Below are 23,486 nucleotides of genomic sequence, written 5' to 3' on the forward strand. Positions count from 1 at the left end.
TTCGAAATAAAAATCAATGATGCGCAAATTTTTTTAAAGGAGAACACAACATGAATGAACAAGAACTGTCACAACGCCTGACAGTCGTGGGCAATGCAGTCCCTAAAGGCGCACGCTTAGCTGATATTGGCTCAGATCATGCTTATCTGCCAGTTGCATTAATGCTAGCAGGAAAGATTTCTTATGCCGTGTGTGGAGAGGTAGTAAAAGGTCCTTTTCATTCGGCACAAAAACAAGTCGCCAAAAGTGGTCTAAACAATCAAATTGTTGTACGTTTAGCCGATGGTTTAGCGGCTATTGAAGCAGGTGATGAAATTGACACCATTACCATTGCGGGTATGGGGGGAACTTTAATTGCCAGTATTTTAGAAGATGGGAAAACAAATGGGCAATTAAGCGGAAAAGAACGGCTTGTTTTACAACCAAATGTGGGGGAACAAAACGTACGGCGTTGGCTACAAAAAGAAGGCTATGAGATTTTAACAGAAAGTATTTTAGCTGAAAATGATAAGATTTATGAAGTTATTGTTGCCAAAAAGACAGCTGTTAAAAAAGAACTATCCCCAATTGAAATTTTCTTTGGACCGCATTTATTAGCTGAAAAAAATAGTGTCTTTTTAAAAAAATGGCAACAAGAACAACAAGCTTTAGAAAAAGTGTTAGGGCAACTGCAAAAAGCGAAAGTAGTACCAGAAAAAAAAGTTAACGAAATTAAACAAGAATTGGCATGGATCAAGGAGGCGTTGACATGTTAGCAAAAGACTTTATTAAACGTTTTGAAGCGTATTGTCCCTTATGGCTAGCAGAAAAAGGCGATCCAGTAGGTCTACATATTGGAACCCTTGATAAGCCAATTAAGAAAGTGATGATGACACTAGATGTGCGACCAGAAGTCGTACAAGAAGCAATTGAAAAAGATATTGATTTAATCATTGCGAAACATCCCCCGATTTTTCGACCGATTGAGCGTTTAACTGCAACAAATCCTCAGACTAAAATGTATCTGGAGCTAGTGAAACACGATATTGCAGTTTATGCAGCCCATACGAATATGGACATTATCCCCGATGGACTAAATGACTGGTTTTGTGAAATGTTGCAAATAGAAGTTGCTGACTTTATGACAGAAACCCATCAAGTAAAGTTTAAAAAATTAATTGTTTACGTTCCAATTGAAGCCGCTGCAAAAATGCGGCAAGCTTTAGGTGAAGCTGGTGCAGGTGAACAGGGCAATTATCAGTTTACCAGTTTTCAATCAGTAGGTATGGGACGCTTTATTCCAACTGCGGGTGCTAAACCTGCCATTGGTAATATTGGTGAAAAAGAAAGTGTGCAAGAAGCAAAAATAGAAGTTTTGTTGCCAGAAACAATTGAGGGACAAGTTTTAAAAGCAATGTATGAAACACACCCTTATGAAGAACCGGCTTTTGATCTAATTAGCTTAGATAATGAGCCAATAAAATACGGGATCGGTCGCGTTGGCAAGCTAGCACAACCCATGGCACTTGAAGACTTCACCCAAAAAGTGAAGGAAGTTTTTGAATTAGATGGTTTGCGGTTAGTTGAACCTGTTTTTCAGCCCAAAAAAATGATACAAAAAATTGCCATCTGTGGTGGCTCTGGCGGTAATTTTTATCCGGACGCAATAAAAAAGGGCGCCGATGTTTATATTACAGGAGACGTGTATTACCATACCGCTCACGATATGCAGGCAAATGGATTGACGGTAATTGATCCAGGGCATAACATAGAGCGTGTCTGCATTCCCCGCTTTATTGAAAAAATGAATCAATGGAAAAAAGAAGAAAATTGGGAAGTAGAATTTATTCCTTCAACAACCAATACGAATCCATTTCAATACCTTTAAAAATTAAACTGTGTTTTTTAAACACTTGGGAGGAACTATGATGTACGAAAATTTATTACCCCGCTTTTTACGCTATGTTAAAACACAAACACGCTCTGATGCTACGAGTAAAACAACACCCTCTACGCAAACGCAAGTGGCTTTTGCCCATGAATTAAAAAAAGAATTAGAAGAATTAGGCTTACAAAATGTACTTTATAATGAAAATAATGGCTATGTCATCGCGACGTTGCCAAGTAACAGCGATAAACCAGTCAAAACAATTGGTTTTATTGCTCACATGGATACTGCGGACTTTAACGCTGAAAATGTAAACCCGCAAATTATTGAAAATTATGATGGACAATCGACAATCAATTTAGATCCAGCAGGGAAATATACCTTAAATACGAATGATTTTCCAAATTTAAAAAATTATGCTGGCCAAACGCTCATTACAACCGACGGGACAACGCTATTGGGTGCAGATGATAAAGCAGGGATTGCTGAAATAATGACGGCTTTAGAAATTTTAATTAAAAACCCTGAAATTAAACATGGTACAATCAAAGTCGGCTTTGGTCCAGATGAAGAAATTGGCGTTGGCGCTGATAAATTTGACGTTGCCCAATTTGGGGCTGATTTTGCTTATACGATGGACGGTGGTCCTGTCGGTGAATTGCAATATGAAACATTTAATGCCGCCGCCGCAGAAATTACAATTCATGGTAAAAATGTTCATCCAGGGACTGCTAAAGATACAATGATTAATGCATTACGTTTAGCCATTGCATTCAATAATCAGCTACCACAAACTGAAATTCCAGAAAAAACGGCAGGCTACGAAGGCTTCTTCCACTTGATGGCCATTAACGGCAATGAAGAAGAAGCAAAAATGAGCTACATTATCCGTGACCACGATCATGAAAAATTCGAAGCCAGAAAAGCATTGATTACAGAAATTGCAGACAAAATGAATGGGCAATTTGATGAAAAGCGCATTGATGTGAATATGTACGATCAATATTACAATATGAAAGAAATAATTGAAAAAGACATGAGCATTGTAGAAATTGCCAAAGAAGCAATGTTGGCTTTAGAAATTAAACCGATTATCGAACCTGTGCGTGGTGGGACCGATGGCTCTAAAATTTCACAATTAGGCACACCAACGCCAAATATCTTTGCCGGTGGGGAAAATATGCATGGTCGTTTTGAATTTGTATCCCTTCAAGCAATGGAAAAAGCGACAGATGTTATTGTGAAAATCGCTGAATTAAATGCTGAAAATGCATAATTTATTCAAAACTTTCTAGTATACTTGTTATAATGAAGCGAGAGGCCTACGCTTGGCGTAAGTAATCTCGCTTTTCTTTTTTTAAAATAATTTGTAAATAAAGGAGTTTTGTTCTTGTTTAACGAAAACCCGTTATGGTTTTATCTAATCTTAGTGAACGTATATGTTTTCTTTTTAATGTATTACGACAAGCGGCAAGCAGTAAAAGGCGGTCAGCGAATTTCTGAAAAAAACCTCTTATTTATGGGCATGGTCGGTGGTGGCTTAGGTGGTTTACTTGCTCAGAAAATATTTCACCATAAAACCCGTAAGAAGAAATTTTATCTTTGCTTTTTAATCGGAATTGCCGTGTGTTTATTGCTTATTGTTTATTATCACTAGTAGTTTAAAGGAGTTTTTATGAAAATTAATTCAAAAACGAAATTACTCTTGAATATTGTACTACTGGTTGTAATTTTAGGGGTAATGTTTTATTTGTTGCAAAATTCCTTTGGTGAAATTTTGGCAGAGTTAAAAAGTACGACTGTTTATGCTTTAATCACCGTTTTTGCCTGTGGAACACTCTACTTGATTGCCGAAGGTATCAATATTAAAACCTTAGCCGAACCCTTTACTTCTGATTTTACCCGGCGCGATGGTTTTTTTGCTGTTTGTTATTATACTTTTTATCGTGTGGTTACCTTTGGGGCTGGGACTCTCATTTCAGAGGTGAATTATTATCGGCGCAAAGGATTGAAAGTTTCTGATGGAGTAGGCGTGACTGCTCTTCATATGGTGATGTATAAACTGGCATTACTGGTCTATGCCCTCATTGGCTTACTGATTCAATTTTCTTTGTTTTATGATAAAGCACCAAATATGATCCCGTTAATTTTAGCGGGTATGATTGTAACTTTTTTGATTATTGCAGCTCTCTTGCTTCTTTCTTTGAGCTTGAAATTGCAAGTTCTTTTTGTCAAGATAACCAATAAATTATTCAAATCACAAAAACTGCGGGAAATGGTGGATCAGGCGAATTTGCAAATATATTCGTTGCGTTTGGCAGTGAATGGTATCTTACAAGAACGTCCGCGAATTTTTAAAATCTTTTTGCTAAACTTATTGAAAATGGCAATCTGGTATGTGCTACCTTATTTTCTGTTGGTGGAGAATCATCCGTCGCTAGACTTTTTACTGACCTTTTCCCTGATTAGTTTTACCGTTATTTTGGCTGGGGTGATTCCAACACCTGCGGGAATTGGTTCTTTTGAGTTTGTGTATTTATTGTTGTTTAAACCACTGGTTGGTACAGTCGATGCCGTATCTTCTATGTTGCTGTATCGCTTTGCTACCTATATTTGGCCTTTTGCCTTGGGTTTTGTTTATGTTTTATGGGATAAACGCAAAGCAATTAAAGGCGAATTGAAAGAATTAAATCAAAGTAGTGAAAAGACAAACTAGAAGCTCATTTCTGGTTTGTTTTTTTGTTTCTAAATTTAAAATTAGAATATCATGATAATAATAATCTTCCTTAATTGTAAGCTGCGTTAGACGTTTTTCATTCCATTATTAAAGTAAAAAATACAATAAAAGCGATAATATCAGTGGATAACGAACGTATTTTTCAGTCAACTTTAACAAGATTTTTTTATGTTTTTAACGATAAAGATGAGTTTTATATATTATATAAATAAGAAAATGATAAGAATATGATTATACCAAGGCGTTTGCCGGAATAAATAACAGCGCTTTCTAAATTATCTTGTTAGTGCAGGATTTTACAACTTTTTGAAGAAAAAAATTAAGGTTGGTACAATAAAGTTGTAAGAATATGATGAAGATAATGAGGAGGGGCGAATATGACGAAACGGAAAAAAATTCTAATAGTTGTAGTTGTTGTTGCGATGTTGCTGCCCCTTTTAGAAGGTCTGTTTTCGATTTCTTCCCTTTGGCGAACATCTGCGAATGAACCAGCGCCGACGGAATTAATCAATACCGACTTTTTAAAAGTCAGCTATACTTCGCAAAACGATACAGAAAAAGGCACGACCAGTTGGTTAATTAATTATGATTATGACATGTCAAAAAGCACAACAAATGATGTGAATGGTACCTATGAGAAAGGGAAACTCAAGCTTAAATTAACAAATGGTGAAAGCGTTTCAGCAGCAGATCCCAATCTGCAATTACCAGAAACCCAGTTTCAAGCTGGTAGTGTTGAAAAAGGCAGCTGGATCGAAGCGAAATCTTTTACCGATAACGGGAAAGGCAGTTTTAAATATACGACAGCAATTGGATCTGAACCAACATTAGCATTGCAATTTGATGGTGAAAATCCAGTCGTAATTGATTCAATTAGTACGGTGGCTACTTCTGAGACAAGCGAAGAAGAAACAGTACCATCGTCTACAGAAGAGTTTGAAGTAGTAGAAAATATTTTAGTTGGCAAATCAGCTGAAACTTTCACGTTAAAAGGTCCAGCAGTTGAAAATCCAGCCGAAAAAACGCAAACCGAAACAAAGAAAGCAAATACGACAAAACAAGCTACGCAATCACGAAATACCAGAGCAGGATCTACAGTCGGGAAAGATTTGATTATTTCACAAGATGCTATTGTGGAGAAGGTCCATGTAATATCAAAAGCAAAACAAAGTGGGAAGTCAGACTACCAACCAACTATCAAACACAAAAAAAATCTAACTGCAGCACATACAGAAGACTACAATTCTGCAGCAGCGGCGTTAAGTGAAAATACCTATAAACTTTTCACCGATGGAGCAGCAGGGACCGCTATCGTTTATAATAAATCAACTAATGGGACCAACCCCTATTATACAGCAATGAAGAATTCGAAAGAATCAAACAAAACTGCTACAATGCAATTTGAAAACAGTACTGGTAAAATGGAAAATGAGGAAATCACATTAATTTATGACCACGTAGGAGGCTATATCGGCGCTGATGGGCTAACATCAAAAAAAGTCGGAGCTGTTATTCATCTAACAAATATTGTAATTGGCCCTAGTGCTACGTGGAATTCATCTGATGTGAAACCTTGGATGGAGTTTTCCCATAATCTATTTTCAGGAGTAATTTATGGAAATATCCATAAATTTGATATTGAATTTAATTTTTTTGATGCTGAAAAACATCCCAATGCCAGTGATACAAATATGCCAAATGATTTTATCGACTTTTCGGAAGGTTCGGACGCTACGATGACTTTTGCATCTTTAAACGGTTATGGTAATATAGATCTTCATTTCGGTGTAACAGCAAAAAATGCGCACGAATTTGCCGGTCGAATTGACGGTGGTCAAGCCGGGAACTTTGGAAGTACGTTAAATCCTCATAGTGGATCATGTAACTATGATAAAAATAGTTATTATAGTAATGGCTCCAATTCCTTTACAGATTATCTTGGTGGTGCAACCTTTGCAACGGCTGCTGTAACATTTCCGATGGAAGGTACAGCCCACAAATATAAATTTGGCTCAACTCAAGGGCGTGCTTGGAACACCTTTGCAAGTTCTAGTTTGGCTCAAGTTAATCAGAATCCACCAACCAAAACGGTGCAACCGCTAAAACAGTATCAGAAAGGTAATAATTGGAATAGTCCAACAGGTGGTGTGTCTGGATTTGAACAACGCTATTACAATGATTTAGATCGTTACAATGACGGCAACGATCCCTGGTCATTACCAGAAAAATATCGTGTCAAAGGTCACGATGCAGATAAGGAAAGTGAACTAAGTGAAGGCGTTCCTACTAAGGCTTCCCGTTATGTAGAAACTGGTCAGGATCACTACTATTTTATTAACCAAGAAACAATTGATGTTAGTTCAAAATCATTAATCGTACCTAAGCAATATATAATTGAAGATACGTTGCCAAAAGGAGTGGAACTTTCTGATAGTAATTGGAAAGATAGCCTAACACTTTATAATATTAACGGAACAACGAAATTTGAAACGAAAGAAATTATAAATTGGAATCCTGTTTATACTGAGGTGAAAAAACTTTTTGAAGATGATTCAAACTATGACAGAAGTACTGGTAAATTAACATTGATTTTGACGGAAGCGGCTTCTCGAGCAATTAACGAACAATCTGGTGAAGATGGTTTTTATGGGAAAGACTTTAGCCTACGTTTGAAAGTTAAAGTAACCAATACCGTAGATGATAAAATTGACGATTTAATGGAAAATAAAGCGAAAGTGACCTTTGTCTATGGAGATGGCAAGGGCCAAAAACCAGCCTTTGAAACAAACCTGGTCCACACCAAAGTCCGCGATAATAAAACTGCGATTGAATTTGAAAAAATAGACGGTCAAGGTAATTTATTATCTGGTGTTGAATTTACTTTGTATGAAAGCAATGGGAGAACTGTTATAACTTCTGCAACATCATCTGTCGATGGAAAAGTTAAATTTGATAAACTGGTTGCTCCGGGTAACTATGTCATTAAAGAAACTAAAACTCTTGAGGGGTATAAGCCAATTGGCAATTTGAAGGTGACTGTTGATCAGAACTTAAATGTAACTATAAAAAACAGTGCCGATAAGCCGATAACGGATAATAAAGTTCAAAATCACTTATATCCATTCCGACTAGAGCTACTAAAAACAGATGGATTTGGTAGCAAATTAGACGGTGTAACCTTTACATTAACAAAAGACGATAAGAAGTATACTACTAAATCAAAAGATGGCGGGAAAATCACATTTACTGAAGATTTGGAACCAGGGACTTACACGTTAACTGAAACAGAAACGATTGATGGATACAGTCGCGTTGCTAATACTTGGGAAATTGCAATCTCCGCTAAAGATAAGTCCGCCACTATCAATGGTGAAAAATTAACGGTAACTTACAATAAAGACCAAGAACGCTGGCTAATAACACCAAATGATAAAATTGGTAAGATTGAAAATAAAATTAAAGCCTTTGAGTTGTCTATATTAAAAATTGATGAAGTCACAAAAAATCCATTATCAAATGCCACATTTGAATTGTTTGCTAAAGAAGACAACGAATTTAAAACACCATTAGCAGAAGCTACAACTGATGGTTCTGGAAAATCAGTTTTCAAGAAAAAAGACAATGTTTATGAATTAGCAGCAGGAAAAACGTATCTTGTTAAAGAAAAAACTGCTCCAGATGGTTATCTCTTATTGGAACATCCATTTGAAGTTGAAATTAGTGAAAAAGGTGTTGTAACAATTACCTATAATGGAAAAGCTATCGCTAAAGAAGACTTTAAATATGAGCTTACAAAAGGAGATACAAATAATAACACAATTGAATTGAAAGCAAAGAATACCCCAGAAGGTAGCTTGCCAACAACTGGTGGTCAAGGTATTAAGAAATTTATGACACTCTCGCTAGTAGTTCTGGCAATTGTCGGAGGATTAGGCGCCTTTTATGTTTATCGTAATAAGAAAGGAGGCGCTTAAAATGAAAAAGATTATGACAAGCTTACTAGCACTGTTACTGCTATTACCTTTAGTGTTTACTTTTACTAGTAATGGCGAAACCATCGCAGAGGCCGCCGATAATCCTGAAGAAGTGACAATTTATTTGCACAAACGAATTTTCCGTGATCTTCGTTGGAAAAATAGTAAAGAGCTGGAAGATTGGGAGTATCAAAATGATGGTCTGCAAATTGTGGGTGAACAATTAACAGAGCAAGATAATACGTTACTAGAAAATTCACTACCGCTAAATGGTGCGATGTTTGATATTTACGATGCAACCCCTTGGTATAAAGATGTCAAAGAAAAAGGGCAACTGCCAAATGGAGTCAAAGTTTCTTCCCAAAAAGATTTTGTTGACTACATCGCAACTTTAGCCCGAAAAGAAGCAATTAAAATGGCGGAGGAGTCAAAATTAACTAAAGTAAACGCGCAAGCGATTGTTTCACAAAAAACGGAAATGCCAGATGGTCGGACGTTAGAAGGGATTGCAACATTCCCTAAATTACCAGTTAAAAGTGGTGATGAAGAGACAGCCTATTTGATTCTTGAAACAGGTCTGACAGAGAAAAAAGATTTAAACGTGGATATCGAAAAATTAGGCCGACCACTTTTAATCACCTTGCCAATTTATGTCAATGACGAAAGTCTAACGCAAATTCATCTTTATCCTAAAAATGTGGGCTATGTCCGTGATCCGTACTTCTTTAAATTTGGGCAACAAGCAAGCGGTGAAGACCTAGGACCAATTGCCGGCGCAAAATTTGCAATATATCGTGAAGAGGATGGTAAGAAACTTTATCTGGACATGAGCGATGTTAATGACTTGAAGAACAAATGGGTGGAATCAGAAGATCCGCTTCATGACGATCGTGTTAATATTTTTGAGTCTGATAAAGATGGGTTGGTAAACACAGGCGCACGCTTTTTACCATCGGGAACTTTCTACTTTGAGGAATTGGAGAGTGCTGAAGGGTTTGTAATCGGCAATAAAGAAAAACGAATCAAAATTGAAGTTCCAGAATCTTGGTACGATGAAGATGGTAATTACTTGCCAGTATTAATTGATGGACAACCAATGTTGGAAAATCCAGACGGTGAAGTTCCAGCTAAAGCGATGGAAGAAAAAACGCCTCGTGTCTATAACACGCAAGAAGAACCACCAACTGAATCTAGTTCCACTACACCAAGTGAACCAGCATCAACACCAGCAGAACCAACGAGAACTCGTGGTCGACTACCACAAACACTTGGCGAGTTGGTTGACACCGTTGCAACAACAGCGCGACGGATGTTACCAAAAACCAACGAAGGCAAAGCAGCCTTCTCATTATTCGGCGTTATATTAGCCGGTGGTGCAGTATTCTTATGGAAAAAGAAAAACGATAAAGACGATAAATAGCATACTGCAAAAAGATCGGAGGAATTTTCCTCCGATTTTTTTTGACATTATCTTTATTTTTTTCGTTGTTAAAGTGAGGGGAAGTGATCGAGGTGTATTTAGTCGTGAGTCCAAATCAATTAGGTTATTTTAAAGCTGAGACAACGGCAAGACGTTTGAAAGTTTTTCTAAAAAAAACCAAAGATGAAAGACGCTTTTTAACGTATTTACGTTTTATTGATGTTTGTAGTAAATTGTTTGTTAAGATAGCGCCTTTACGTCTTGAACTATATCAAGCAGAAGTCATTGCGATTTATCAAAATAAACATTGGAACCACTTTATGATTGCTCATTTACATTATTTTCGAGCGCTTTTTTCAAATATTCAATGGTTTTATATGCTGCACAAATTACGGCAATTTCAGCGCCTGCTTCTCATTGCAAAAATAGGGGGAAAAGCCATTCCTCATTTAGCTGAAATGATTGTTCCAGCGGGCACAAGTTTAAATAAAAATGGCTTGCAAGTGGTCTATGATTCCAGTTAGAAAGATCGGTCATTTTGTTAGTATTTCATAAATAATTTGCTAAATTTGAGAGCATTATGTTTGACCATTGCTGACCAAAGGCGTATTATTATATTGTGAGTAAAGGAACAATACTACGACATTCGTGCCAAAAAGGTGAGATAGTAGTATGATAAAAGTAGTTGAGCTCACAGTAAATTAAGACTTTAGGAGGAATGGCAAATGAATATTGAAAAAATGACGACAACTTTACAAGAAGCTATCGCAGAAGCACAGCAAATTGCGGTAACACGTCATCATCAAGAAATCGACATTGCTCATTTATGGAAAATTTTCTTACAACCAAATCATTTTGGACGTAATTTTTATACGGATGCTGGTGTGGATGTTGCATCTTTTGAAAGAGAAGTCGATCAGGCAATTGATGAATATCCAAGTGTAGCTGGTGGGAATGTAGCTTATGGTCAAAGCATGAGCCAAAATTTATTTAATCTATTAAATAAAGCAGACCAATTACGGGAAAGTTTCGGAGACGAATTTTTAGCCACTGAAATCGTAATTTTAGCATTAATGAAATTAAAAAATTATCGTTTGACGAAATATTTGGTGAACCAAGGAATTACGGAAAAAGAATTGCGCCACAATATTGAAGTAATGCGCGGAGGAGAAAAAGTGACCTCAAAAAATCAAGAAGAACAATATAAAGCATTGGAAAAATACGGTGTCGATTTAGTGCAACAAGTTAAAGCTGGTAAGATGGATCCTATTATTGGACGGGATGAAGAAATTCGTGATGTCATTCGGATTTTATCACGAAAAACAAAAAATAATCCTGTTTTAATCGGGGAGCCTGGGGTTGGTAAAACGGCTATCGTAGAAGGACTAGCCCAACGGATTGTGCGCAAAGATGTTCCAGAAAATTTAAAGGATAAAACGATTTTTTCTCTTGATATGGGTTCATTAATTGCCGGCGCTAAATTCCGTGGCGAATTTGAAGAGCGACTAAAAGCGGTTTTAAAAGAAGTGAAAAAAGCAGATGGGCGCATTATTCTTTTTATTGATGAAATTCACAACATCGTGGGGGCTGGCAAGACCGAAGGCAGCATGGATGCCGGAAACTTATTAAAGCCGATGCTTGCCCGTGGTGAATTGCATATGATTGGTGCTACAACATTAGATGAATATCGGCAATATATGGAAAAAGATAAGGCGCTAGAACGCCGGTTCCAAAAAGTTTTAGTCGCAGAACCAACAGTGGAAGATACAATCTCGATTTTACGGGGACTAAAAGAAAGATTTGAAATTCACCATAGCGTTAATATTCACGATAATGCTTTAGTTGCTGCTGCGACGCTTTCTGATCGTTATATTACCGATCGATTTTTACCAGATAAAGCGATTGACTTAGTCGATGAAGCAAGTGCGACAATTCGGGTGGAAATGAATTCTATGCCGACAGAATTAGACCAAGTAACCAGACGTTTAATGCAACTTGAAATTGAAGAAGCAGCGTTGAAAAAAGAAAGCGATGACGCATCGAAAAAACGTTTAGAAATTTTGCAAGCAGAGTTGGCTGAACTTAGAGAAGAAGCAAACGCCATGAAGATGCAATGGGAAACTGAAAAAGAAGAAGTGAACCAGATTACCAATAAACGTTCTGAAATCGATAAGGCTAAGCATGAATTAGAAGATGCTGAAAATAATTATGACTTAGAACGTGCAGCCGTGCTCCGTCATGGAACCATTCCTCAATTAGAAAAGGAATTGGAAACACTAGAGGAAAAAGGGACCGACGATCATGTGCGCTTAGTGCAAGAATCGGTTACAGAAGAAGAAATTGCTGCTGTTGTCGGTCGTATGACCGGAATTCCCGTAACGAAATTAGTTGAAGGAGAACGGGAAAAACTAATGAAGCTAAACGAAACACTGCATAAACGGGTCATTGGTCAAGATGAGGCCGTCAATGCGGTAAGTGATGCGGTAATTCGTTCTCGTGCGGGTTTACAAGATCCCAATCGTCCATTAGGTTCTTTCTTGTTTTTAGGACCAACCGGCGTTGGTAAAACAGAATTAGCAAAAGCGTTAGCTGAAAATTTGTTTGATTCAGAAGACCATATGGTGCGAATTGACATGAGTGAATACATGGAAAAGCATGCGGTCTCACGTTTGGTTGGTGCACCTCCAGGCTATGTCGGCTATGAAGAAGGTGGCCAATTAACAGAAGCTGTTCGTCGCAATCCCTATACCATTGTTCTTTTAGATGAAATAGAAAAAGCACATCCGGATGTCTTTAATATTTTATTACAAGTTTTAGACGATGGTCGCTTGACGGATTCAAAAGGACGGGTAGTAGACTTTAAAAATACAGTCATGATTATGACAAGTAACATCGGTTCACAGTTTTTATTAGAAGGTGTGACAGAAGAAGGCACGATTAAAGAAGATGTGAAAGAGCAAGTCATGAATTTATTACGGGGCCACTTCAAACCAGAATTCTTAAATCGGATTGACGATACAATCTTATTTACACCACTAAGCCTTGAAGACGTAAAAGGAATTGTCGATAAAATAATTGCACAATTGTCCAAGCGCTTAGAAGATCAAGAAATCGTCCTAGAAATTAATGAAGCTGCCAAAGTTTGGATTGCTGAAAATGCATATGAACCAGCATATGGTGCGCGGCCTTTGCGACGCTTTATTACCCGTGAGGTGGAAACGCCACTGGCTAAAGAAATTGTGTCTGGTCGTGTTTTGCCAAAGACCAAAGTTACTATCAGTCTTTTAAATGACCAATTGGTTTTTCAAAATGAAGCAATGGCAGAAAAATAAGAAAAAAGATAAATTGTGTTAAATGGAAAGTGTCATTTACAAAAAGGGAACCAGACTGTGATGTCTGGTTTTTTTTCTTTTGCAGGTGACGAATTACTAGGTGAAAAATCCATTCTCCACTATAATTAGAAAAAAGAGGATAAAAGGAGATAGTCAAATGGAAATAAAAACGCAGATTGTACCAGAAGTGTTGTTGTTAGAAAAAGAACAAGAAATCGATGCGGAGGATTTTGGTACAGCATTGGCAGATGCCTATGAAGAAATGGCGACAGCCCTTCTTAGTGCGGGTGTGGCAGTCAAAGGAGAACCTTTCGTTCATTATTTAGCAGTCGAAAGTAAAGGTGAAATTCACACTGACCCTTTAAAAGTCGGATTTTGTTTGCCAATTGAAAAAGAATTTTCTGTTGCATCACCTTTAAAAATCAGAAAACGGCCAGCTTTTAATGCTGCCGTAGCCAGCTTTTTAGAAGATGATAACGATAGTGAACTAATTTATCGCTTGCTTTTAGAAGAAATAGAAAAAGAAAAAGGCACATTTACCTATGAAAGCTATGAGTATTATGAAGAAGTTGCAGGAAAAGCAGAAACCATTATTCAATTACCCTATCTGTAAAATCGATAAGAGTAAAAGTTGCCCAGTGTAAAATGCATCTGTAATTTGCAAATGGACCTGTGATAAGCTGATAAGCCTATCACAGGTCCATTATTACAAATTAAAAGGGTTTCATAAGTAGCGGCTTGCGTTTATTTTTTTAGCGTAAATAAGTACCACGCATTTTTGTTTAGAAATAATCACTAAAGTAAGCTTCCATGTCGGGGATAATTTGTTCTAATAAATGAATTGTTTTCTTGCTAGCGGCTTGTAGACGTTCAATGCGGTATAAGTAAGAAGCGCGGCGATAATTCATTAAAAGACAACTTAAAGTTTGAATATCAATTGTGACACTTGGGCCTATAGCAACACCTTTTTGAATTACAACTTCATCATCTTTGCCCATAACAGAAAAAGTATCATTGTTCCAATCCGCAATGGGATCGGTCACGACAAAGTGAAAAGCTCCGTCAAAAGATTCAAAAGGAAATCTTTTTAAAAACTCTGCAACATCCACAATTCTAGCCATGTAATAAGGTTCGATTGTTTCCGTAATCTGACTATCTTCTAGTAAAAAGGCCAATGGTTCGTTTTTATAAATATCTCCTTTTACCCAATAAACCATCGAAAAATGCGCAGAAATAAAATTCCATAAGCCGTTGCGAGCTTCTTGATTTAAATAAAACATCTCTTTAACATGAAAAATTTCTTCGGCGACCCAATAAAATAAAACGCCCGTTGGTTTACCAGCGCCGTCATAATAAATTGCGGCAGTCCGTTCCTCTTCATTTTCATAACGCCAGTATTCTTCCCAATGAAAATGACTGCGTTTTAAAGCACCATGATTTTGCTTGGCAAAAGTATCGTAAACAGCAAAAACATCGGGATGATCTACATTTTGACGTTCTACCATCCCAGGGACATCTACTTGTTTGGGTAATTGGGTGTCACGAATTTTAAACGTCAATTTGTCTGACATAATTTCCCAACCTTTACGGCGATAGTAGGGGATGTTATAAGGATAAAGGTAAGAAATCCATTGCTTGTCTTCGCGCATTGTTTCCAGTGCTTTTTTCACTAAATCTTGCATTAGCCCGTGACCGGCATATTCTGGATAGGTGCCAACACCTGTGATGCCTCCCATTTTGTATGCAGCACCATGAATATTTACTTCACAAGGATAAATGGCAATTTGAGAGATCAACTGCTCTTTGTGAAACCAGCCGAATACTTTTGATAACTCTAAAATCGGCTTTTTTGATTTGATCATTTCTTTTTTACTATCAAAGCCGCTTTCTTCAATATCTGATTCTGTGATTTGAAAAACATAACTTAATAACTCGTTAAATTGATCAACATCTTTTTCTTCCACCGGTAGAATTTGTAATTCGTCGCGAAAGTGTTCCTCCATAATTTCAACTCCAATTTTTGTTCTTAGTTTTAGTATAACAAAGATTGGCAAATTTGTTGTTTTTGAGATGGGGAAAACTCTTTAAATATCTAAGTTTCGTTGGTATAATGAAAAGGCTGAAGTTAGCAGACCGCAGGGATTTTGTCGCGGTAATAAAGAAATGAGGGTATATATGAATCTAGCAGAAATGAAAAAAAGACAGGAAATGATTCGGAATTTCTCCATCATTGCCCATATTGACCACGGAAAATCCACGTTGGCAGACCGTATTTTAGAGCAAACCCATACGGTGACGAGTCGGGAAATGCAAGATCAATTGCTAGACTCAATGGATTTGGAAAGAGAACGTGGTATAACGATTAAATTAAATGCCGTTGAATTAAATTACACAGCAAAAGACGGTCAAACGTATATTTTCCACTTGATTGACACGCCCGGACACGTCGATTTTACTTACGAAGTTTCCCGCAGTTTAGCTGCTTGTGAAGGTGCTGTTTTAGTAGTCGATGCCGCACAAGGGATTGAAGCGCAAACTTTGGCCAATGTTTATTTGGCATTAGATAATGACTTGGAGATTTTACCGGTTATTAATAAAATCGATTTACCTGCTGCTGATCCAGAACGCGTGCGTCAAGAAATTGAAGATGTTATCGGTATTGATGCCAGTGAAGCAGTTTTGGCTTCAGCCAAAGCCGGCATTGGCATTGAAGAAATTTTAGAGCAAGTCGTTGAATATGTTCCTGCCCCAAGTGGCGATTTAAACGCACCATTAAAAGCGTTGATTTTTGACTCGATTTACGATTCATATCGTGGGGTCGTTTTAAATGTGCGGGTAATGGACGGTGTTGTTAAACCAGGAGATAAAATTCAATTAATGAGTAACGGTAAAACATTTGATGTAACAGAAGTCGGGGTCTTTTCACCAAAAGCGATTGCCCGAGATTATTTAATGGTAGGAGACGTAGGGTATATCACCGCAGCAATTAAGACCGTACAAGATACCCGGGTTGGTGATACGGTTACCTTAGCGAAAAATCCTGCCACTCAAGCTTTAGAAGGCTATCGTAAGATGAACCCAATGGTATTTTGTGGGTTGTATCCAATTGATACGTCACGTTACAACGATTTGCGGGAAGCGTTGGAAAAATTGCAATTAAATGATGCTGCCTTACAATTTGAACCCGAAACTTCACAAGCTTTAGGTTTTGGTTTCCGTTGCGGATTCTTGGGCTTATTACACATGGATGTTATCCAAGAACGTTTGGAAAGAGAATTCAATTTAGAGTTGATTACGACAGCGCCTTCTGTTATTTATCACGTCAATAAAACAGATGGCACTCAAGTTATTGTCGATAACCCGGCTGATTTTCCAGATCCTGTCTCCATTCAAAGTGTGGAAGAACCTTATGTGAAAGCCCAAATTATGGTACCAAATGATTATGTTGGTGCAGTGATGGAATTATCACAAAGAAAACGTGGTGATTTTGTCACGATGGATTATTTGGATGATTATCGGGTTAATGTCGTTTATGAAATTCCATTGTCTGAAATTGTCTTTGACTTTTTTGATAAGTTGAAATCCAGCACCAAAGGATATGCTTCATTAGATTATGAAATGTCTGGTTACCGCACAAGTAAGCTAGTGAAGATGGATATCTTATTGAACGCTGAAAAAGTCGATGCCCTAAGCTTCATTGTTCACCGTGACTTTGCCTTCGAACGTGGGAAAGCCATCGTTGAAAAACTGAAAAAATTAATTCCTCGTCAACAATTTGAAGTGCCAGTTCAGGCTGCAATCGGACAAAAAATTGTTGCGCGGTCAGATATTAAAGCACTCCGCAAAAACGTATTGGCCAAATGTTACGGCGGGGACGTCTCCCGAAAACGTAAATTATTGGAAAAACAAAAAGAAGGTAAAAAACGAATGAAACAAATTGGTTCTGTCGAAGTCCCACAAGAAGCCTTCATGGCTGTTTTGAAAATGGATGAGGATGAACCGAAGAAATAGCTTGGAATTTTTGAAAACAATCGAATTAGAAAGATTATTTTTGTGAAATTTCTGTTGGTACTTCGCCCAATTAAATTTGGGCGAAGTTTTTTTGGATAGATTTAAATGTTAGTAATTAAATCTTTCCGTTTTTAAAAGACAGAAGTGAGGAAATTTCAAATTTTTAGTTTTTTTATTTGGCGTGGGCGACTGCCTCTAAAAAAATTTCATTTATGAAATTTTGATCAGCTGACAGCAAAGGTGCATAGTAATATTCATTGTTAACAAGATTTTCAATCTTTTTTTTATCTGCGGTAAATTGTGTAAATATATTGATTAAAGAAACTAATTTCTCCTCAGTTGTGATTAATTGAGCGCCAAGTAAAACATGACTGGTCGTATCATAAATAATTTTAATTTTTAGTAAAAAATCTGTTTTTGGATAAATAGGTGAGTAATAGTTAAACGTTTTAGTTACTTCAGTTACAGCGATTCCTAGTAAAATGGATTCCTCGTAAGTTATACCACAGCTAGCTAAAAATAAATTGAAAATTTTAGTTGCAATGGTTCGCTGAGAAGGTTTACTGATCGTAATATTGTGTTTTGTTATATGAAACGCTGCAATTCGTGCAGTTCGATGAGCCATTGAAATCAAAGGAAGATAAGCGCGATCTATTTCTGGTCCAAAGGGAATTTTTACTAAATCTCCAATAGCATAAATATCGGGACAATTAGTTTGCATATGATCGTTAACTAGAATGGAGTTATCAGCATCAAGGTAAATTTCTTTTGGAATTATAGTGATATTGGGTCTTGGATTTAAAGCCAAGACGGCTGAGTCGGTAAGAAATGATTCCTCGCCGAAAGTTGTCACCTTAATTTTTTTTTGCATTCGTTGCGTGGATTTTAAAGTTTTGTTAAAAAGAAACTGAATATTTCCCGGCTTATACTTCATAAGTACATCGGTAATAGTAGTATCAAAATAACGGAATAAAGGACGACTCATTTGTTCTATTATCGTAATTTTTTTGTCTAAATGATGGGATAAACTACTTGCAAGTTCTAGGCCAATCAACCCTGAACCGATAATCGTAATATGCTTACTATTTTTCAATACACGATGAGCTTTTAATATTTCAGCTGGCATTTTGTAAGTTATTAAATCTGAAACAGAAGTATTTAAGATAGGCTCAGAAATTAAAAATTTTTCTGAACCCATGGCAAGGATTAAACGATCAAAGCTCAGCTTGTAGTTTTTGCTTTCGTTTTTAACTTCAATTGTCTTAGTAACGACGTTAATTTTTGTTACCTCTGTTTTTAGACGTAAGTCAATCCCCATATTCATTAATACTTCCGGTAGTACGATTCCTTTAAAGAGATTAGTATCTTCATGAAGAAGATTTTCGAAAAGGAAATTAAGATTACTCGGTACTGAGCCAAGGTATTCTCTTTTTTCCAGTAAAATGACTTCGATATTTTGATTTATTTTTTTTAAAGTTCTAGCAGCAGTAGTACCTGCATGGGATCCACCAATTATTACTACTTTCATGATAATCTCCTTTTAAAAGTATCAACGCGTTTTTTGATATTCAGTAAAATTCATATGTCTATTTAATTAGTAGTTGAGAGTAATCTACTCTATATTTTTTAAAACTTCACGTATTGGTTTTCCATAATCCGTTTGGATCTCCTCCATTAAATAGAAAAATCTAAAGTTATATTCCCATTTTGCGGTCTCGTCATCTGAAATAATAATGTCATATTTTTTATTTGGAGTAGCCGGTTCAACGTGGACATAGCTTTCTGTAATGTAGATTTTTTTTATTGAATTCGTATATAGTGACTCAATAAGTGGTGATTTGTTCAAATTGATACCAATTGTAATCGTAGAAAGATTTGAATTTAAAATTGCTGAAATGATATCATGATAAACCCACGTTAAATAAACTTCATTTATTCCGTTAAAATTCCATAGATTTTTTCTTCCAAGCCAGGCAATCAGTTTGGCAGTGACATCTTTATAAACAAAATCTTTTGGGATATCCAAAAACAAGCAATCTACTTCATTTTTTTCAATCTTGCCTTTGAAAAATAAAATCCCAGAATGAATAGAAGACAATAAGTGTTTATGATTAAAACTCAATGAATCATAAACGTGTTTTTTATCTAACTTAAAATAGTGACATACTTTTTCTAAAATAGACTCGTTTAAGTCAATGATTGCGTGAACTTTAGTAGGCCAGCTAGATTCACATAATTCTTCCAAAATAGAACTATGGGAAGGAAATGCAGATAGCAAAAAAATGTAAATATAAGCCGCATTGTAGTCTGATCCTAAAAAAGCTGAATAGCTCTGGGATAAAAAATAACACTCTCTGATAATTTTATATGCGGAATCTTCTTGTATTTCATCAATTAATTTCAAAATCACCTGTGATACGTTACTCTTTCTAGAATTACTGCGCTTTAAGATTTTACACCATAAAAGTATTCTTATTTTCGAATTTTGGGTAAAAACTACATTCAGTTTTTTTTCAAGTAAGTTAATAAATTGATTTAAATCATAGTCGGTAATTGTTTGTGTTATCAATTTTGTTGGCGCAGAATGCCAAAAAAATTGATAAAAGAAATAACACAGTTGTAAATTATCGCCTTGAATAGAACCATTTCTTATTGTGAGCTGAAATTCTTCAAGTTGCTCATTTAGATAGGCGATATATCGGTAAAGGGTAGAAATACTTATTGAGAGGTGTGTCGACAATTCATACATATTAAAATTCCGATTTAAATATAGATAGCGAATAATCGAGTGATTAATTGAAGTTTGGCTAAAATGATAATAAATCGAATTAAACTCTTTCATTGTGTAATTAGAAAGAGCTATTGAATCAGAAGCTGAATGAAAATCAAGTGACATAGTTAAATTTAATTCTATAAGAGTATCTTGCAAGTCTTCTAAAGCTCGATCGAGTAAAAAAGCGGATACATTCAAGCGTTTTAAACAAACATCTTTTTTGATCGGTTGCTTACTTTTGATCAAGTTTGTAAGCAAATCCAATTGATATTTTTGATTCTTATCGAAGAGGTCTTGAATTTTCATACTGAGAAGCTCCCACATATAATAATACGTTAAATTTATATTTAGTCGCTGTCGCTATTACGTTTAAGTAGTAGCGACTAAATATAGATATACGTGTCTAAAATATAGCTCAAAAACCAAATGAAAATTTTCGCAAATTTAAAAAAAAGTTGAAATTGATGATAATATTTTCTGGGCAATGCAATGTAATATCGATGTTGAAATAGGCGAATAAGTCTGGAGGTGAGGTATTGAAGAAAAGTGTACTTTACAAAATATTTATAACTGGTTTGGTAACGGTTTTGATTGTTCCAGTAAACATACTGATTGGGGGAAATAATTTATCCTATGCTGAAGAAACTGCTACAGTTCAATTGAATGCTGGAGAATTGCTAAGTAGCAAATTGAATGCGTATTTAAGCAGTACTTCTTATGATCGTAATGTAGATGAGTGGCTTTGGTCAATTCAATTTACTAATGTGCAATCTGATGTCGAAAAAATCGGTATCAGTTTTTCTGAAAATCAAGAAGTCAGTAATATGAAGGGAAGTAATGGGGTTATAATTTCTCAGAAAGAAGGTTTTTTTGAATTAGATCCTGGCGAATCAAAAGTAGAATTCCATACTAAGGAAAGAAGTTCTGTGACCGCAGATATATATCAGTTTAAAGATAGTAAAAAAATTAGGTTAGGAACTTTGAAAAATACAAACCGTCCAGCTGAATCAAAGAGTACAACAAAAGCCAGTGAGAATACCACAAATGTTATGCCAAGTAGTAGTGACAAGTTAGAAGAATCAGGTAAAAGCAGCGATTCTATGACTCGAGATGACGTTCAGAAAAATAGTTCTACTGACGAGAAGATTAACGCAAATGTTGCAAGTGAATCTATAACAGATACGACTAAAAAAGTTGATTCATCTGATACACAAAATTCGGTGCAAGAGAATACACGGGCTAAAATGAATACTAGTCGAGCAAGTCTAGGTTCTCCACTAACAGGAAATACTGGGAATCCAGAAGTACCTAAAGGAGCGATATTGTTGGAGGGCGTTTTCGGCAATATTAATTCTGCTGGAAACAAAGGGAGTAGTGGTGTAAATAACATTTATAATCCAAATGTAAATAACGGTGTGCCCTATTCTGAAATATCGCTATCTGGTTCAAAAAATTGGTTATCAATTTGGTCGAAGGATCAGTATCGAATGGATTTTTCCAATAGTTTTCATGGGCGAACTTATATAAATTTTGGGAATGCAGCAAATGGCGATGCAGATGGGCTGGCTTTTGTCATGCAAAATGCGTCTTCTACGGCTTTAACAACTGCAAATAGTTCTGATGATGGACAAAATTTAGGTGTTTACGGTGGAACCAAGGCATGGAGATCGAGTATTTTTAGTAGTTGGGTGACCCCAGAGACATACGCGATAAAAAAATCAGTTGCGATCGAATTTGATTTATATTCCAATAGTGATGGACGCGGACACGATTATGATAAAGATAATCCTCAAACACCACACATGGCTTACAGTTTCCCCTCAAATTTATCCAAAGGGTATAGACCCCAAGGAAATGGAGATAAATGGGAAGGTGGTGCTTTAAGTACTAATGGTGCCGATGCCGTAATTCGACATAATGGCTTTAGGTTACTCAACGGTGTAGTGGGTGACAATATTCGTGATAATACATGGTATGAATTTCGTTATGATTTTGATCAACCGACGCATACATTTTCTTATTATTTAAAAAATCCAATTACTGGTGCTCAAACGCAACCTGTAACAATACCATGGGCGGATTTAAGTGCGGAATTGAATCTGTCAGATTCAAATAATATGGCATATTGGGGATTTACTGGTGCAAATGGTGCAGCAAGTGGCCAGGTGAAATTTGTCTTTACACAAGTCCCTGTTGATTTAAGTGCAAAAATTGAAAATGATGTACTGAACCTTGGTAAATCTGTGGTGGATATTGAAGACCACGATACGTATAGTCCACAATTACCCGCTGCTCAAGATAGCGATCTACTTACTTTTCAAACAAGATTTACAGTCTCTGAGGGTGAGGCAGCTTTGAAAATTAACGAGTGGAAGTCATATGTTAGTCCAGTAGATATTGATTTAACTAAAACTGTTAAAAATGTAATAGCGCAAATTGGCGCAAAAAAATATACAGGTACAGCTACTGTTAATCGAGAAACAGGCGAAATAAAGACAACTTTTTCAAATCTTGAAGTTCATCCTGGAGAAGATGTCTATATGTCTTATGAATTAAATCCCACTAAACACACTGAAACCAAGAAAACACATTTTTCTAGTCATGTGACTACTGAAGAAGTAGGCAATAAGACGGTAAATGATTTTTTGAGTCAACAAGTTCCATTTTGGATCAAAGGAAATCAAGCACCGATACTAAGTGAGCTAATTACTGACAAAAAAGAATATACTGACTATCTGGATAGTTTTCACTACAGCTTTAAGTATAGAGATGCGGATAGAGACAAACTTTCTTATGCGGTAAAAATTAATGGTAAAACGATTAATGATCAAACAGTATTGGATAGCGATATTTCTGATCAATTATTTGAAGGCACGCTAGATTCAAATATTAATTTACTTGCTGCTAATACACCATTTGTGGTTGGGATTAATACGATCTCTGTTTCAATAAATGATGGCATTCATCCAGCTGAAACAATGGAAAGCAAATTTATACTTAATGGTTATCTGGGTTTTGAAGAATTGACGCAGGACTATTCTTGGAAATATTCAAGAACGGAATTAAGTGATACAAAAACACCAATGTCACGGCAAGAAAAGATGAAAATTAAGATTCGAGATACACGCAATTTAAAAAAAGAAAGCTTTATTCGTGTAAAGATGGAGGCAAAATCAGCAAGTAAGGCATTACTAAGCGATCAATTTACGTTTAATAATCAAAGTCTAGGGGAGACAGAATTTCCCGTAAATAAAGAGCTGAATTATGATAAAGACGCAGGATTGCTGCTGAAATTAGATAATACGAGTGAAATTGGAACAGTGAGTGGCAAATTGGTTTGGACAATAATCGATGCACCATAAAGGGGGTCAG

15 protein-coding genes are annotated in these 23,486 nt (G+C 36.2%); 12 read left to right on the top strand and 3 right to left on the bottom strand.

Features of this window, described 5'->3' with window-relative positions; genetic code table 11:
* Positions 1–50 precede the first annotated feature (50 nt).
* The 10 genes from K4422_RS08795 (at position 51) to K4422_RS08840 (ending at position 13,943) form a co-directional block, all read left to right on the top strand.
* Entirely contained in the window at positions 51–755 is a 705-nt protein-coding gene (locus tag K4422_RS08795) for a tRNA (adenine(22)-N(1))-methyltransferase (protein ID WP_230710641.1), read from the top strand.
* On the top strand, positions 749–1,867 hold the full coding sequence (locus tag K4422_RS08800; RefSeq protein ID WP_230710648.1) for a Nif3-like dinuclear metal center hexameric protein: 1,119 nt from the start codon (positions 749–751) through the stop codon (positions 1,865–1,867). The genes K4422_RS08795 and K4422_RS08800 overlap by 7 nt, the downstream gene beginning before the upstream one ends.
* Before the next feature lie 40 nt (positions 1,868–1,907).
* Positions 1,908–3,143 carry a peptidase T gene (gene pepT / locus K4422_RS08805; protein ID WP_230710650.1) on the top strand — a complete coding sequence of 412 codons (1,236 nt, stop codon included), beginning with the start codon at positions 1,908–1,910 and terminating at the stop codon, positions 3,141–3,143.
* 114 nt (positions 3,144–3,257) lie between these two features.
* On the top strand, positions 3,258–3,524 hold the full coding sequence (locus tag K4422_RS08810; RefSeq protein WP_230710652.1) for a DUF1294 domain-containing protein: 267 nt from the start codon (positions 3,258–3,260) through the stop codon (positions 3,522–3,524).
* 18 nt (positions 3,525–3,542) lie between these two features.
* Complete coding sequence (locus K4422_RS08815) at positions 3,543–4,583, top strand: lysylphosphatidylglycerol synthase transmembrane domain-containing protein (RefSeq protein WP_206903670.1); 1,041 nt, start codon at positions 3,543–3,545, stop codon at positions 4,581–4,583.
* A 398-nt stretch (positions 4,584–4,981) separates the two neighbouring features.
* Positions 4,982–8,578, top strand: coding sequence for an MSCRAMM family protein (locus K4422_RS08820; RefSeq protein WP_230710654.1), 3,597 nt, complete (start codon positions 4,982–4,984; stop codon positions 8,576–8,578).
* Position 8,579: 1 nt separating this feature from the next.
* Positions 8,580–9,998 (top strand): pilin N-terminal domain-containing protein, encoded by a 1,419-nt coding sequence (locus tag K4422_RS08825; RefSeq protein ID WP_230710655.1) that lies wholly within the window; start codon positions 8,580–8,582, stop codon positions 9,996–9,998.
* 104 nt (positions 9,999–10,102) lie between these two features.
* A complete protein-coding gene (locus K4422_RS08830; RefSeq protein WP_230710658.1) occupies positions 10,103–10,522 on the top strand; it encodes a hypothetical protein in 420 nt (139 codons plus the stop codon).
* 201 nt (positions 10,523–10,723) lie between these two features.
* Positions 10,724–13,330, top strand: coding sequence for an ATP-dependent chaperone ClpB (gene clpB / locus K4422_RS08835; protein ID WP_230710660.1), 2,607 nt, complete (start codon positions 10,724–10,726; stop codon positions 13,328–13,330).
* A gap of 157 nt (positions 13,331–13,487) precedes the next feature.
* Positions 13,488–13,943: a hypothetical protein gene (locus tag K4422_RS08840; protein WP_230710662.1), complete on the top strand. Its 456-nt coding sequence runs from the start codon at positions 13,488–13,490 to the stop codon at positions 13,941–13,943.
* A gap of 169 nt (positions 13,944–14,112) precedes the next feature.
* Here the strand turns inward: K4422_RS08840 and K4422_RS08845 are convergent, their stop codons facing one another.
* The gene (locus tag K4422_RS08845) at positions 14,113–15,333 is read right to left on the bottom strand and encodes a GNAT family N-acetyltransferase (RefSeq protein WP_230710663.1); all 1,221 of its coding nucleotides are present in this window, start codon (positions 15,331–15,333) and stop codon (positions 14,113–14,115) included.
* Positions 15,334–15,505: 172 nt separating this feature from the next.
* Here K4422_RS08845 and lepA point away from each other — a divergent pair, with 172 nt between their 5' ends.
* Complete coding sequence (gene lepA, locus K4422_RS08850; protein WP_230710669.1) at positions 15,506–17,341, top strand: translation elongation factor 4; 1,836 nt, start codon at positions 15,506–15,508, stop codon at positions 17,339–17,341.
* A 172-nt stretch (positions 17,342–17,513) separates the two neighbouring features.
* Here the strand turns inward: lepA and K4422_RS08855 are convergent, their stop codons facing one another.
* Together K4422_RS08855 and K4422_RS08860 are read right to left on the bottom strand one after the other, a co-directional pair.
* The gene (locus tag K4422_RS08855) at positions 17,514–18,869 is read right to left on the bottom strand and encodes an FAD-dependent oxidoreductase (RefSeq protein WP_230710672.1); all 1,356 of its coding nucleotides are present in this window, start codon (positions 18,867–18,869) and stop codon (positions 17,514–17,516) included.
* A gap of 84 nt (positions 18,870–18,953) precedes the next feature.
* On the bottom strand, positions 18,954–20,420 hold the full coding sequence (locus K4422_RS08860) for a helix-turn-helix domain-containing protein (protein WP_230710674.1): 1,467 nt from the start codon (positions 20,418–20,420) through the stop codon (positions 18,954–18,956).
* Positions 20,421–20,650: 230 nt separating this feature from the next.
* On the opposite strand from K4422_RS08860, the gene K4422_RS08865 reads away from it, so the two are divergent.
* A complete protein-coding gene (locus tag K4422_RS08865; protein WP_230710676.1) occupies positions 20,651–23,476 on the top strand; it encodes a lectin-like domain-containing protein in 2,826 nt (941 codons plus the stop codon).
* The last annotated feature ends 10 nt before the right edge of the window (positions 23,477–23,486 follow it).

This window comes from Enterococcus sp. SMC-9 (genome assembly GCF_021011285.1).
GTDB classification, from domain to species: Bacteria; Bacillota; Bacilli; order Lactobacillales; family Enterococcaceae; genus Enterococcus_C; species Enterococcus_C montenegrensis.

Excerpts from the sequence above, each read along its gene's own strand:
- K4422_RS08795 (WP_230710641.1), top strand. The coding sequence starts at position 51 with ATGAATGAACAAGAACTGTCACAACGCCTGACAGTCGTGGGCAATGCA.
- K4422_RS08800 (WP_230710648.1), top strand. The coding sequence starts at position 749 with ATGTTAGCAAAAGACTTTATTAAACGTTTTGAAGCGTATTGTCCCTTA.
- pepT (WP_230710650.1), top strand. The coding sequence starts at position 1,908 with ATGTACGAAAATTTATTACCCCGCTTTTTACGCTATGTTAAAACACAA.
- K4422_RS08815 (WP_206903670.1), top strand. The coding sequence starts at position 3,543 with ATGAAAATTAATTCAAAAACGAAATTACTCTTGAATATTGTACTACTG.
- K4422_RS08820 (WP_230710654.1), top strand. The coding sequence starts at position 4,982 with ATGACGAAACGGAAAAAAATTCTAATAGTTGTAGTTGTTGTTGCGATG.
- K4422_RS08825 (WP_230710655.1), top strand. The coding sequence starts at position 8,580 with ATGAAAAAGATTATGACAAGCTTACTAGCACTGTTACTGCTATTACCT.
- clpB (WP_230710660.1), top strand. The coding sequence starts at position 10,724 with ATGAATATTGAAAAAATGACGACAACTTTACAAGAAGCTATCGCAGAA.
- K4422_RS08840 (WP_230710662.1), top strand. The coding sequence starts at position 13,488 with ATGGAAATAAAAACGCAGATTGTACCAGAAGTGTTGTTGTTAGAAAAA.
- K4422_RS08845 (WP_230710663.1), bottom strand. The coding sequence starts at position 15,333 with ATGGAGGAACACTTTCGCGACGAATTACAAATTCTACCGGTGGAAGAA.
- lepA (WP_230710669.1), top strand. The coding sequence starts at position 15,506 with ATGAATCTAGCAGAAATGAAAAAAAGACAGGAAATGATTCGGAATTTC.
- K4422_RS08855 (WP_230710672.1), bottom strand. The coding sequence starts at position 18,869 with ATGAAAGTAGTAATAATTGGTGGATCCCATGCAGGTACTACTGCTGCT.
- K4422_RS08860 (WP_230710674.1), bottom strand. The coding sequence starts at position 20,420 with ATGAAAATTCAAGACCTCTTCGATAAGAATCAAAAATATCAATTGGAT.